This window comes from Tenacibaculum sp. SSH1-16 (assembly GCF_040104435.1).
Classification (GTDB): domain Bacteria; phylum Bacteroidota; class Bacteroidia; order Flavobacteriales; family Flavobacteriaceae; genus Polaribacter; species Polaribacter mesophilus.
On the sequence record NZ_JBECOV010000002.1, the window covers coordinates 386164 to 399855 of the forward strand.

Sequence of the window (13692 nt, forward strand, 5' to 3'; positions counted from 1 at the left end):
ATGTAAAAGAGATACGATTGATTAGAGTTTAATCGTTTGTAAGTTTTTTTTGAGCTAGTTCTTTTCCTAGTTCTACACCAAATTGATCGTATGAAAATATATTCCATATAACTCCCTGAGTAAAAATTTTGTGTTCATATGTAGCTAAGAGCATCCCTAAAGAATAAGGTGTTAGTTTTTTTAAAACTATTGAATTACTAGGATGGTTACCTTTAAATACCTTATATGGTAAGAGCTTATTTATTTGACTTAATTGATTATTAATTTTTAAATCTAAATGAGCCTCTTCTTTTGTTCTTCCAAAAGCTAAAGCTTCTTGTTGCGCAAAATAATTTGCGAGCAATTTTTCATGATGATCCTCTAGATTATGTAACGGTTCTTTAAACCCTATAAAGTCAACAGGTATTAACTTAGTTCCATGATGTAATAATTGCATAAAGGCATGTTGAGAATTTACACCTGTTCCTCCCCAAACAATTGTTCCTGTTTGATAATCAACTTTATTTCCGTTTCTATCAACATCTTTACCATTACTTTCCATCACCGCTTGTTGTAAATATGGTGGAAGCTTTTCTAAATATTCACTATAAGGCAATACTATTTCGGTTTCAGAATTGAAGAAATTATTATACCAAATACTTAAAAGAGCTAAGACAACTGGTATATTTTTATTAAAGTCAGCAGTTTTAAAATGGTCATCCATTTTTTCGGCTCCTTTTAATAATTCTTTAAAATTTTCAAACCCTATAGACAGAGAAATTGATAAACCTACGGTTGACCAAAGAGAAAATCGACCACCAACCCAATCCCACATTGGAAATATATTTTTTCTATCAATTCCAAAGTTATCGACTGCTCTAGTATTACAAGAGACTGCAACGAAATGTTTAGAAACATCAAAAACAGTTGCTGACTTTAAAAACCAATCTCTTATTGTATTAGCATTATTAATTGTTTCCTGTGTTGTAAAGCTTTTAGAAACTACGATAAAAAGTGTTGTTTCTGGGTTTATTTTTTTAAGAATTTCTGAGACATGGTCTCCATCAATGTTTGACACGAAATGAGTGTTCAGTTTATTCTTGTAAAACTGTAATGCTTCTGTAACCATTTTTGGACCTAAGTCAGACCCTCCAATACCTATATTAACAACATCTGTTATTGACTTCCCTGTATAGCCTTTCCATTTTCCTGAAATAACTTTATTACTAAAAGCTTTCATTTTTCGTAAAGCTGTATTTATTTTAGGCTTTACATCTTTTCCTTCTACAAGAATAGGAGTATCTGAACTACTTCTTAAAGCTGTATGCAATACTGCTCTATTTTCTGTAGCATTAATTTTATCTCCTGAAAAATATTTTTCTATAGCTTCTTTTAACTCTACTTCTTCTGCTAAAGAGATTAATAAATCGATTGTTTCTTGAGTTATTCTGTTTTTAGAATAATCAACACTTAATTCATCTAACAAAATAGAAAATTCATCTTTTCTGTTTTTATTTTTACGAAACAGTTCCTTTAACTCATAACTTTTCGCCTCATTAAAATGTTTTGTTAACCTCTCCCAAGCTTTAGTTTCTGTAGGGTTTATATTCTGTAATGGCATAATTAATGTGTAGCTAAAATTTCTTTTTCTTTAAATGAAAGCGGTTCTGGTTGTGGTAATTTTATACTGTCTAATTGTCTTTTTAATGGTTTTATATACTCTAAATACGTTGGTTTTATTTTGGGGTCTAAAGGTTCTGCTGAAGGTAATTTTTCACGGAATGGATCTACTTGACGTCCATTTTTCCAAAAACGATAACAAACATGCGGACCACTTGTATTCCCTGTCATACCAACCCAACCAATAATATCTCCTTGCTTCACATAGTCTCCTACTCTAACATTACGTCTTTTCATGTGTAAGTATTGTGTTGTATAGGTACTATTATGTTTTACTTTCACATAATTACCATTTCCTCCTCTTCTTGCTGATTCTACAACAGTACCACTTGCTGTAGTCATAATTGGAGTTCCATACCTAGCTGCGAAATCAGTTCCTTTATGTGGTCTTACTCTATTACCATATAACTTAATTCGTCTTCTTAAATTGTATCTTGAAGAAATTCGATATTGGAATTTAATTGGTGATTTTAAAAATGCTCTTCGTAACATATTTCCTTCCTGATCGTAATACTCTGGAATTTTTTTTATTGAATCGGCTACATATCTGTAAGCATACAAATCTTCTCCGTTATGTTTAAAAATAGCTGCTTTGACTTTACCATAGCCAACAAAGGTAGTGTCATTTATAAATTTTTCTTCATATATCAATTTAAATGTATCTCCTTTTTGCAAACGATAAAAATCCAAAGTCCAAGCATAAATATCTGCTACAGTATTTGTTAGCGTTGGCTTTAATTGTAGGCTATCCATTGTTACAGATAAATTAGAGTAAATTTCACCAGCTATTTCTTTTTCTACCGTTTTTATCTTTTTTCTATGTTTATATGCAGAGATTATTGAGTCTTTAAAATCTATAACTGTAGCTTCTACTTTATTATGTTTGTAAATAAAAACTTGAGCCTGATCTAAACTATCTTTTGAAGCTAAAATTGTGTACGCCTTTCCAGATCGTATTCTCCTTACATCAAAAGTATCTTTAATTTTAGTAGCTATCTCATTAATTTTAGGGTACATTACGTGATGTCTATCCATAATAACACCAAAGCTTTCTCCATTATTTATAGTATCGTTAATAACCTTATAGTTATCTAAATTAAACCCGTAAGCTATAACAGGTTTAGGTTTTTCTATTTTAACGGGCTCTTGCACGACTACTTTCTTTTCTTTTTTACACGAAAAGAACAGACATAAAAGAATAAATGTAAAAATGATTTTTTTCAAAAAAAGCTGCTTTAAATTTGGGTTTATGCGCAAAAGTACAAATAAATAGTATTTTTTCTCTCACTTTAACAATTCTTAAACAGCTTATATATTTTTTTTCAATCAACTATTATTTCAAAAGGATTTGCTAATCCTTTATAAGCATCTAATTCTGCACGTAAAGAACCTACGGCTAAAGAGGCTTTCATTTTTATTGGAATTTTATTATCATCTGCTGAAATCCAAATGGTAACACTTTCTTTAGCTTTAAAAACTCTACCTGCTTGTACTAATGGTCTAAATTTTTGTGTTTTTACTTTACCAAATTTTGTTTTTAATGTTTCATAGCCTAAAAAACGCAATTTAAAAGGGTAGCTTTTATTATCAAAAAACATATCAAGCTTAATTTCATCTCCTTTTCTTAATTTTTTTGTGTTCTGACTTCTTAAAAAATAGAACGTAGAAATCATATCTTGAGGAGACTTAATAGAAATTAACGTATCTTTTTGTTTACGGAAATCCTGTACGTACGCTGTTTTTTTCTTGTGATTAAAGGTTATATGTCGATTTTTTTTATGTCCGCCCTCATCTATTTTTCTTTTGAATAAGTAGGGCTCAACTTTGTCAATTCCAAAGTAACTTTCATATCTATCATCAACTTTAAAGAACCAACTAATAACACCAGTTGTTTTACCTGTTCCTATAGCATGTAGTACTTTTTGGTTATTTAGGTTCTTCTCTTTTAGTTGTAAAACAGCTGTTCCTGCTTTTAAAAAACCACTATAACTCATATCAAACCGAAGCCACTCTCCACTTTTGTATGCTTTTGGTTGACTTTGTGCAAAAAAACTTTGTGCAACGATTAAAAATGTAAAAAACAATATTCTTTTTCTCATAATGTTCAAACTTATGAAAATTGATAGACAATTACCATTCCAAAAATTAAAAAAACTGTTTAACAGAACATTATGCTTCTTTTATCTTCTTGTTACTAGAATTTAAAAAGTTCCCCAATTTTTTAATTCTTCTTCGCTCCATAAGTATGGAAAGAAAATTCTTCTTTGGTACTTTGGATGTAAATACTTTCTCCAATTACTTCCTCCTGTGGCTTCCAAATCCCCATCAGTTCCTCCTAAATATTTTCCTGCTGCATTGTAATGAGCCATTACCCATTTTACATTTACTGTATAATCGTAGTGACGCATTGCTTTTATTAGTTCTTCATTTGCTTGAACTTCTTCAGGTAATTGTTTGAATTTTTTTGAAAGGTTACAGTCATTATAATCTTCCATAAAATCTATAAATTCACCCATATACTTTTTCTCAAACAAATTTAATAATGTTGTTTTTTGACCCGTTGTATAATTTTTACCTGCTGCTTGCCAATATAAGTGATCATAGGCATTTTTAAATGATGAATTTCTATCAATTGTATCTCGATAACGAGCATCTATCAAATTAATAAGATCGGTAGACGCAAATTCAATCTTACGATATTGTGCACTTTGAAAACCACTTGCTGGTGTTAATGTGTTTCTGAATTTTAAGTATTGGTCTACATCCATTCCATCACCCATAACTGTAAAAGAACTACATAACATATCAAAATAACGACTTATGCGCATTAAATGCTTTGAGAATTTATCTGGTGTAATTTCTTCTGCTTTTGCTACTTGGTCAATTTCCCACAAAATCATTTTAAACAACAGTTCATTTACTTGATGATACATGATAAAAACCATTTCATCTGGTAACGTAGTTCTAGGAATTTGCAATCCTAAAAGTGCATCTGTTTGTATGTAATCCCAATAAGTTATTGGCTCACTCCATAGCAGTCCTTCTAGCATTGCTTCTACAGGAACTCCTAACTTATCGTATTTTTCTTCTATTGCCTTTAATATTTCTTCTTTACTCATTTTCTTGTTTTTTTGAGAAAAAAGAAAAGAGAAAAGAGAAAACAGACAGTCTAACTATCTATTTTCTTTTCTCTTTTTTCTATTATCTATCTTAGTCTATAAAGTTCCTCTTAATTGTTGTTCTCTTTCAATTGATTCGAACAATGCTTTAAAGTTTCCAGCTCCAAAACCACGGGCTCCCATTCTTTGAATAATTTCAAAGAATAAAGTTGGACGATCTTCTACTGGTTTTGTGAAAATTTGTAATAAATATCCTTCTTCATCAGCATCAATCATAATTCCTAAAGATTTTAGCTTTTCAATATCTTCTCTTAGCTCGTGACTAAATTCTTCTAATCTTCCTGGAACTGCTTTATAATATTCTTCTGGTGGTGTTGATAAGAACTCTACTCCTTGAGACCTTAATTGGCTTACTGTTTTTATAATATCATCAGTAGCAACCGCAATGTGTTGTACTCCTGCTCCTTCATAAAAATCTAAATACTCTTCAATTTGAGAACGTTTTTTTCCTTCAGCTGGTTCATTTATTGGAAATTTAATTCTTCCATTTCCGTTAGACATTACTTTACTCATTAACGCTGAATATTCTGTATGAATTTGCTTATCATCAAATGATAAAAAGTTTTCAAACCCCATTACATCTTCATACCATTTTACCCAAACATCCATTTGATTCCAACCAACATTACCTACCATGTGGTCTATATATTTTAATCCTGCTGCTGGTGGATTATAATCTGATTCCCATTTTTGGAAACCTGGTAAAAATGTTCCGTTATAGTTTTTACGCTCAACAAACATATGAACTGTTTCTCCATACGTATAAATCCCTGCTCTTACAACTTCTCCGTGCTCATCTTTTTCTACAGTAGGCTCCATGTACGATTTTGCACCACGTGAAGTTGTTTCTTCGTATGCTTTTCTTGCATCTTCTACCCAAAGCGCTACCACTTTAACTCCATCACCATGTTTTACAATATGATCATTAATTGGAGATTTACTATTTAATGGTGTTGTTAAAACCAGCTTAATTTTGTCTTGCTTAATAACATAACTTACTTCTTCTGTAGACCCTGTTTCTAACCCTTTATAAGCATATGATTGAAAACCAAAAGCCGTCTTATAAAAGTGTGCTGCTTGCTTTGCATTACCAACATAAAACTCTACATAATCTGTTCCTAAAAGTGGTAAGAAGTCTTGCGCTCCTTCAAATATTTTTTCTAAACCGTAGTTTACTGATTTTATTTCTTTTGACATTTTTCTCTATTTTGAAAATTTGATAATTAGTTAATTTGAAAATTGAATTGACACATTTTCAAATTGTCTCATTAATATACTGAATTACTCTAGCCAAGATTTATAATAATCTTCATCTGCTATTTTCATAGCTTCTTCAGTTACTTTTAAAGGTTTAAAGGTATCTACCATTACTGCTAGTTCTTCAGTTACTTTTTCTCCGATACTTCTTTCTGTAGCTCCTGGATGTGGCCCGTGAGGAATACCCGCTGGATGCAACGAAATATGACCAGCATCTATATCATTTCTACTCATAAAATCTCCATCTACATAGTATAATACTTCGTCAGAATCAATATTACTATGATTGTATGGTGCTGGAATAGCTTCTGGATGATAATCGTATAAACGAGGCACAAAACTACAGATTACAAATGCATCTGTTTCAAATGTTTGGTGTACTGGAGGCGGTTGGTGTATACGCCCTGTTATTGGTTCAAAATCATGAATTGAAAAAGCATAAGGATAGTTATATCCATCATACCCAACAACATCAAAAGGATGTGTTGCGTATACCATTTCAATAATTTCGTTTTGTTTTTTTACATTGATAACAAAGTCTCCTTTTTCGTTATGTGTTTCTAGTTCTTCTGGCCTGCGAATATCACGCTCACAAAATGGCGAGTGTTCTAATAATTGACCAAACCAGTTACGGTATCTTTTTGGAGTGTATACTGGACGATAAGATTCTACAATAAACAACCTGTTGTCTTCTGTATCAAAATCCAATTTATAAATAACTCCGCGAGGAATTACTAAATAGTCTCCATACTTGAAATCTAAGTTCCCAAGCATTGTACGTAATTTACCTGTTCCTTTGTGAATAAAAATTACCTCATCTGCATCCGTATTTTTATAAAAATAGTCTTTAGTAGATTCTTTTGGAGCCGATAAGATGATGTTACAGTCAGAATTGGTAAGTACTACTTTTCTACTTTGTAAGTAATCATTTTCTTGCGGAACTTGAAAACCTCTAAAACGATACGATTGGATATTATTTTCTTTTGCTACTTTCGGAGCAATAGAGTATTGCTTACGAATTTCTTTAACCATTGTTGGTCTATATTCATGATAACTATTGGTTGACATTCCGTCAAAACCAATTGTACCAAATAATTGTTCGTAATATAAACTTCCGTCTTCTTTACGAAACTGGATATGTCGCTTATGTGGAATTTTTCCTAATTTATGATAAAAAGGCATCTTTAATTAATTTGATTATTCAACAATTTGTTAATTATATAATTAACTCTCTTTCTTTATTTAGCCTATCATTTATATTAATAGTAGCTAAACTTCAAAACCAAACAACAATAGCTATTCCGGGTTCCTTTTTATCATGAACTTTAAATGCGCTAAAAGGTCTTTCCAATGCATTTTAAATAGGTTTTTAGTTGTGTTTTACAAATATACCAAAATTAAAAAGATGTTGATATCTCATTAAATTTCAAAATTTTAGATTTTTTTATTTAAAATTAATCTAAATAAGTTTTGACATTAAGTTTTGTTAAAATACTTTTGCCTCATAAAATAACTTTATTAAATCTAAATAATAATAAAAAATGAAAAAAATCATACCCATATTGTTGGTATTGTTTTTATTTATTACAACATCAATAGTCGCTCAAAACAGCTCTATTAAGGGTTTTATTGTATCAGAAAACAATAACTTCCTCTCTTCTGTGAATATAACTTTAAGTTCTACAAATCATGGAATTATTAGTAATGAAAAAGGAGAGTTTGAGTTTAAAAACTTAAAAAAAGGTAAGTATGTAATTAATTTATCAATGGTTGGTTTTGAGAAAAAATCAATTACAGTAAGACTTAAAAATAATGAATCTAAAAATCTTGGTAGGATTCTTCTTAAAGAAGCTATCGATGAGTTAGACGAAATCACCATTAATGGAGTAAAAAACAGATACGCTAAGAAGAAGGTCTCTAATTCTTTACGCTTACAAACACCTATTAAACAACTACCTCAAAACATTCAGGTAGTTGGCTCAGAGGTTTTACAAGATCAACTTGTTACAAATATGCTCGAAGGAGCTTTTAGGAATGTAAGCGGGGTTAGTAACATAGAACATTGGGGGAATTTCGCACGTATTAACATGCGTGGGTTTAGATTACCAGCTTTTAGGAATGGTGTAAATATTCAAGACTCTTGGGGGCCTTTGTCTGAAGATACTTTTATGATAGATCGTATAGAATTTGTCAAGGGACCTTCAGGCTTTATGATGGCTGCGGGTGAACCTGGTGGTTTTTATAATGTGGTTACAAAAAAACCTACCGAAGAAAAAATAGGGTCTATAAACTTAATGGCAGGCAGTTTTGATACATATCGAGCTGCGGCAGATTTTGGTGGATCTTTAACAAGTGATAAGCGTTTACTAGCTCGTTTGAACGTTTTATATCAAAACACTGGAAGTCATAGAAAGTTTGAGGATAGTGAACGTATTGGTGTTGCTCCTTCATTATCATATAAAATAAGTGATAAAACAGACTTCTTAACTGAGTTTTCTTTTCAAAAACTAAACACTCTTTTAGGAGCTGCTTACATTTTTGCTCCTTTAGATAAAGGATTTGGGAGTCTTCCTAAGAACTTTTCTATGGTTGACAGTAATTTTCCTGATACTGATATTAAAGAAGTTAGTTTATTAAACCAAGTAACACATCGCTTTAATAATAACTGGTCTGTAGAAGCAAAATATGTTACAATGTTGTATACTCAACAAGGCGCTTCTGCATGGATAGATACGAAAAGTGGTGTACAAGATAATGGTGATGTTATTAGAACTATAAGTGTTTGGGATGCTATTTCTGAAAGTGAATATTTTCAATTATATGCTAACGGAAAGTTTAATACCGGAGCAGTAACCCATAAAGTTATGGGAGGGTTTGATTATACGGATAAAGAGTATTTTGCTGATTTTTATCAAGGTGGTGCAGTAGACACTCCTACAACCCCTTTTAATATATACAATCCAACTTACGGAGATCGTATTTTTCCTGTATTTGATAGAAGTACACCTTTAAAAGACCGTACACCTTCTTACTCTTATGGAACAAAAATAAACTCTATATATGCTCAAGACGAAATAGGATTTTTAGAGAATAAAATACGTTTAACATTAGCGGGTAGATACACTCAGTTAACTCCTAAAGGAGATATTACAACTAAAAAGTTTACTCCTAGAATTGGTTTGAGTGCTGATATAACTCCACAAATTACTGCGTACGGTTTATATGATCAATCATTCTTAGCAAATGATGCCATAGATAATACAGGAAACAGATTTGACCCTATTGAAGGAACTATTTACGAAGCTGGTTTAAAAACCAATTGGTTAAATGGAAAAATAAACGCCTCTTTAAGTACTTACATTATTAATAAGAATAACATTACTACTAGCGATCCTACCGACCCTACTCGTCAGTTTAGTATTTTACTTGGTGAGGTTGAATCAAAAGGTTTTGAGTTTGATATGCAAGCGCACATTACAAGTGAATTAGACTTATTATTAAATTACGCTAACACAGATGTGAAAATCGCAAAATCAAACATATCAAACGCAGTAGGAACTCGAATTGCAGGACACGCTAAACATATTACCAATGGTTGGTTAAACTATAATTTTAATCAAAATTCTGCCTTAAAAGGCTTTGGAATTTCTTTAGGATATCAATACTTAGTAGATAGAACTTCATGGACAATAGGGGCCAATAATAAGGCAGAACTTCCTGACTATTTTAGAATGGATGGTGGAGTGCATTGGAAAAATAATAAACTTCGTATTGCTTTAAATATTAATAATATTTTAAATAAACATTTATATTCTGGCACCAAAAACGATAAATTTCTTTATTGGCAATCTGAACCAGGAATCAATGGTAGGATTTCTCTTACCTATAACTTATTCTAACAACCCAAAAACCACCTAAAATTTAGGTGGTTTTTATAAATTATTAAAAAATGAAAAAATCAATTCTTACTTTATTATTCTTAGCTGTATTTAGCAATTCTTTTGCTCATTATATTTGGATTGAAACTAGCTCTAAAGGAACATTAAACAACGAACACGAAGTAAAAGTTCGTTTTGGAGAGTTTTCGGAAGGTGTAATTGAAAAAGTAGGCGGAGAAAACTATAACAATGTAAAAAACTTTACTATTTGGTTAATCGCTCCTGATGGAACTAAAACAACTTTACAAACAATAGCTAAAGACGATTATTATAGTACCTCTTTCGTTCCTAAACAAAAAGGAACATATACCATTGCACTTGACAATAAAAATATAAAAGTGTTTGATTTTACAAAATACGATTACACAACCTTTAAACCCGAATATCATGCTAAAGCTAGAGTTGTCGTAGGTACATCAATAACAGAATTAAAAAGTACAAACCCAGAAGGAATTGAAATTATCGACGTTACTCCAAAACACCATACAAATGCTGATGAAGTTACCTTAAAAGTATTATACAAAGGCACTGCCCTTAAAGAAGGAGAAGTTACTTTATTCACTCAAGGAAAATGGTCGGTAAAAGAAAAAACCAATGAAAAAGGATTAGTAACATTTAAACTACCTAAAAAGACTACTTATACCGTAGAAGCTACACATGAAGAAAAGACACCTGGTACGTACAACAATGTTAACTATAACATTATTTGGCATTGTGCGACTTATTGTATAAAAAACTAGTGTTAAAATTTATTTAAAATAATTCTAAATAAATTTTGGTGTTAATTTTTCTTAAAATACATTTGCTTAATTATATTTATTAAATCTAAATAAGAAAAAAATGAAGGGCTTATTAACTACCATTCTATTATTTTTAGTAATGGTAAACACAGTAGCACAAGAGAGAAATATTAGTGGTACTGTACTAGACAACAACAATGAACCTTTGGTAGGGGTTAATATTATTGTTAAAGGGACAAAAAATGGAGTACAAACTGACATTGATGGTAACTTTACATTATCTAATACAAAGGGAGAAACAACATTAATAGTGTCTTATGTTGGCTTTAAAACGAAAAACATAAGTACTAATAGTGGTACAAAAAACTTAGTAATTACCTTATATGAGGGTAACGAGATACTTAATGAAGTTACTATTGACACTCATAGAAAAAATAAATTCTCAAGAAAGAAAACAGCTTATGTAGCTAAATTACCTTTGAAAAATATTGAAAATGCTCAGGTATATAGTACAGTTACCAATCAACTACTAGTATCACAGTCTGTTACTAGTTTTGAAGAAGCTTTAAAAAATACAACAGGTGTTGAAAAATTATGGTCATCTACTGGTAGAGGTGGTGATGGAGCAGGTTTTTACTCTATCCGCGGTTTTTCTGTTCAACCACAATTAGTAAACGGTGTTCCTGGAATTACAAATGGGTTTATAAACCCAGACAATGTTGAAAGAATTGAAGTTGTAAAGGGGCCTTCTGCTACCTTATACGGGAGTACTGTAACATCTTACGGTGGTTTAATTAATATTGTCACTAAAAAACCATACAAAGGAACAGGAGGAAATATTACCGTTGGTGGAGGTTCTTTCGGGTTTAAAAAACTAACAGTAGATCTTAACACAAACTTAGAAGATAATGAAAACATTTCATTACGATTAAACGCTGGATATCAAACACAAGATAGCTTTCAAGATGCTGGGTTTAGAAAAGCATTATTTTTAGCCCCATCTGTTTCTTACAAAGTAAATAATAGGTTAACTTTAAACTTTAATTATGAACTTTCTTCAACAGATCAAACAAATCAAGCTTTCTTATTTTTAAACAGGTCAGCCCCGCTTACCTATAAAAATTTAGAAGAATTAAACTACGATAGAAATAAATCATTTACAAATAATGATATCTCTATTAAAAATCCAACGCAAAACTACAGAGGGGAAATAGCTTATAAAATTACTGACAATTGGTCTTCTCAAACAATTATAGCTGGCGGTAATGCTAAATCTAAAGGATACTATACATATTTGTACAATGTTCAAAATGATTTGTTTGGAACGTATGCTATAAAATCAGATGCAGAAACAAATACACTTACATTACAACAAAACTTTACTGGTGATTTTAAATTAGGTTCTTTAAGAAACAGGTTAGTTATTGGTGTCGATTATTTAGACTCTCAAGTTTTAGACAATAGTACAGATCCAAAAGGGATTAATGTTGTAAACCCTCAAGGGCAATTAATTCCTGTACCACCTGCTTTTGGTTTTCCTAATTTACCAACTACAAGAGCAAATATTGATACTGTTTTAGCCAACTCTTCAAGAGCTAATTCTGATATCAATCAAAATATTCTTAGCGGTTATATTTCTGATGTTATAAACATTTTACCAGAACTATCGGTAATGGCAGGGGTTCGTTATGATAGATTTAATTATAAAGGTGATGCAAACGACCCAAGTGACGATGAAAAAGAATATACTAAGTCTACTTTTTCTCCTAAATTCGGAATTGTTTACCAACCAATTTTAGATCAACTATCTGTTTTTGCTAATTATCAAAATGGTTTTTCTTATGTTAATCCAGAAAGAGTTCCTGTTGATATCGCCAACCCTGACGGAGATTCTAAGTTACAATCTTATGATTTAGAACAAGCAAACCAATTAGAATTTGGTATAAAAACAAATTTATTTAATAATAAACTGGAAACTACTTTGAGTTATTACGATATTACTGTAAAAGATAAAGTAATGCTTGATACTAATCTACAAGATGGTACAGTAAGAAGTAAAGGTTTTGAGCTAGAAATGAATGCTAACCCTGTTGACGGATTAAACTTACGTGGTGGTATTAGCTATAATGATGCTAAAGTAACAAAATCAAAATCTAGACCTGATTTAGTTGATAAACGTTTAGCTGAAGCAGGCCCTGAAACTTCTTATAATTTTTGGGCTGATTATAAATTCCAAGAAGGAGCTATTAAAAATGTAGGATTAGGTTTTGGGTTAAACGGTGCAAGTAAATATAATACTATGGTAGGTTATCCTGCTGCAGGTGATTTTTACCTGCCTGCCTATACTATTTTTAATGCCTCAATTTATTATGAAGTTGATAAATTTAGAATTAGTGTAAAAGGAAATAATTTAGCAAACGAAGAATATTATACAGGATGGAGTACTATTACTCCTCAAAATCCAAGAGCCTTCCTTGGAACTATAAGTTATAAGTTTTAAATATGAATATCTATTTGAATTATTAAATGTTGCAAACACAAAACTCTGAACTTTTATGTTCAGGGTTTTGTTATTTCATTGAACTACTATGAAAACAGTTACTCTTTTCCTTATTTTCATCGGATGTTATGCCTTATACAGCACTTCTGAAAAAGCATTGTTAATTAAGAACACCCGCTTACAAAAATGGTTTCATAATAATAAACGTAATACCAAGATAATTGGAACAATTACATTATTGATAAGTTTGCTCTTATCAATAACCTTTTTTGGTCTTTCTGCTGGAATTATTACATGGATTGTAGCTGCCTCTTTGTTTTTAAGCCTTATCGTACTCATCACTCCATTAAGAGTGATAAACTACTCTTTTCTAACTGCTTTATTTATGTTAACTTTTTTAATAGAACTCATTTTTTAAT

Annotated in this window: 10 protein-coding genes; 4 read left to right on the forward strand and 6 right to left on the reverse strand. The window is 31.0% G+C overall.

Going from position 1 to position 13692, the window contains the following annotated elements; all coding sequences use genetic code 11:
* Nucleotides 1–28: 28 nt before the first annotated feature.
* From pgi to ABMY20_RS04435, 6 genes are all read right to left on the reverse strand, one after another.
* Nucleotides 29–1600: a glucose-6-phosphate isomerase gene (pgi, locus tag ABMY20_RS04410; RefSeq protein WP_349264734.1), complete on the reverse strand. Its 1572-nt coding sequence runs from the start codon at nt 1598–1600 to the stop codon at nt 29–31.
* Nucleotides 1601–1602: 2 nt separating this feature from the next.
* Complete coding sequence (locus ABMY20_RS04415) at nt 1603–2883, reverse strand: peptidoglycan DD-metalloendopeptidase family protein (protein WP_349264735.1); 1281 nt, start codon at nt 2881–2883, stop codon at nt 1603–1605.
* Between the two features lie 98 nt (nt 2884–2981).
* Nucleotides 2982–3758 (reverse strand): DUF3108 domain-containing protein, encoded by a 777-nt coding sequence (locus ABMY20_RS04420; protein WP_073182275.1) that lies wholly within the window; start codon nt 3756–3758, stop codon nt 2982–2984.
* A 102-nt stretch (nt 3759–3860) separates the two neighbouring features.
* Nucleotides 3861–4778, reverse strand: coding sequence for a tryptophan 2,3-dioxygenase family protein (locus tag ABMY20_RS04425; RefSeq protein WP_047787931.1), 918 nt, complete (start codon nt 4776–4778; stop codon nt 3861–3863).
* Between the two features lie 96 nt (nt 4779–4874).
* Nucleotides 4875–6035 (reverse strand): 4-hydroxyphenylpyruvate dioxygenase, encoded by a 1161-nt coding sequence (hppD, locus tag ABMY20_RS04430; RefSeq protein WP_047787932.1) that lies wholly within the window; start codon nt 6033–6035, stop codon nt 4875–4877.
* Nucleotides 6036–6119: 84 nt separating this feature from the next.
* A complete protein-coding gene (locus ABMY20_RS04435; RefSeq protein ID WP_159611073.1) occupies nt 6120–7277 on the reverse strand; it encodes a homogentisate 1,2-dioxygenase in 1158 nt (385 codons plus the stop codon).
* 359 nt (nt 7278–7636) lie between these two features.
* On the opposite strand from ABMY20_RS04435, the gene ABMY20_RS04440 reads away from it, so the two are divergent.
* The 4 genes from ABMY20_RS04440 (at nt 7637) to ABMY20_RS04455 (ending at nt 13691) form a co-directional block, all read left to right on the forward strand.
* Nucleotides 7637–9994 (forward strand): TonB-dependent receptor, encoded by a 2358-nt coding sequence (locus ABMY20_RS04440; RefSeq protein WP_349264736.1) that lies wholly within the window; start codon nt 7637–7639, stop codon nt 9992–9994.
* Between the two features lie 50 nt (nt 9995–10044).
* Nucleotides 10045–10773: a DUF4198 domain-containing protein gene (locus ABMY20_RS04445; RefSeq protein ID WP_349264737.1), complete on the forward strand. Its 729-nt coding sequence runs from the start codon at nt 10045–10047 to the stop codon at nt 10771–10773.
* Between the two features lie 100 nt (nt 10774–10873).
* Nucleotides 10874–13273, forward strand: coding sequence for a TonB-dependent receptor (locus tag ABMY20_RS04450; protein ID WP_349264738.1), 2400 nt, complete (start codon nt 10874–10876; stop codon nt 13271–13273).
* A gap of 88 nt (nt 13274–13361) precedes the next feature.
* Nucleotides 13362–13691, forward strand: a complete 330-nt coding sequence (locus ABMY20_RS04455) for a hypothetical protein (RefSeq protein ID WP_349264739.1) — start codon at nt 13362–13364, stop codon at nt 13689–13691.
* Nucleotide 13692: the final 1 nt, after the last annotated feature.

What these genes read in the sequence shown, in the direction of transcription:
- pgi (WP_349264734.1), bottom strand. Translation starts at nt 1,600, where the DNA reads ATGCCATTACAGAATATAAACCCTACAGAAACTAAAGCTTGGGAGAGG.
- ABMY20_RS04445 (WP_349264737.1), top strand. Translation starts at nt 10,045, where the DNA reads ATGAAAAAATCAATTCTTACTTTATTATTCTTAGCTGTATTTAGCAAT.
- ABMY20_RS04420 (WP_073182275.1), bottom strand. Translation starts at nt 3,758, where the DNA reads ATGAGAAAAAGAATATTGTTTTTTACATTTTTAATCGTTGCACAAAGT.
- ABMY20_RS04440 (WP_349264736.1), top strand. Translation starts at nt 7,637, where the DNA reads ATGAAAAAAATCATACCCATATTGTTGGTATTGTTTTTATTTATTACA.
- hppD (WP_047787932.1), bottom strand. Translation starts at nt 6,035, where the DNA reads ATGTCAAAAGAAATAAAATCAGTAAACTACGGTTTAGAAAAAATATTT.
- ABMY20_RS04425 (WP_047787931.1), bottom strand. Translation starts at nt 4,778, where the DNA reads ATGAGTAAAGAAGAAATATTAAAGGCAATAGAAGAAAAATACGATAAG.
- ABMY20_RS04450 (WP_349264738.1), top strand. Translation starts at nt 10,874, where the DNA reads ATGAAGGGCTTATTAACTACCATTCTATTATTTTTAGTAATGGTAAAC.
- ABMY20_RS04435 (WP_159611073.1), bottom strand. Translation starts at nt 7,277, where the DNA reads ATGCCTTTTTATCATAAATTAGGAAAAATTCCACATAAGCGACATATC.
- ABMY20_RS04455 (WP_349264739.1), top strand. Translation starts at nt 13,362, where the DNA reads ATGAAAACAGTTACTCTTTTCCTTATTTTCATCGGATGTTATGCCTTA.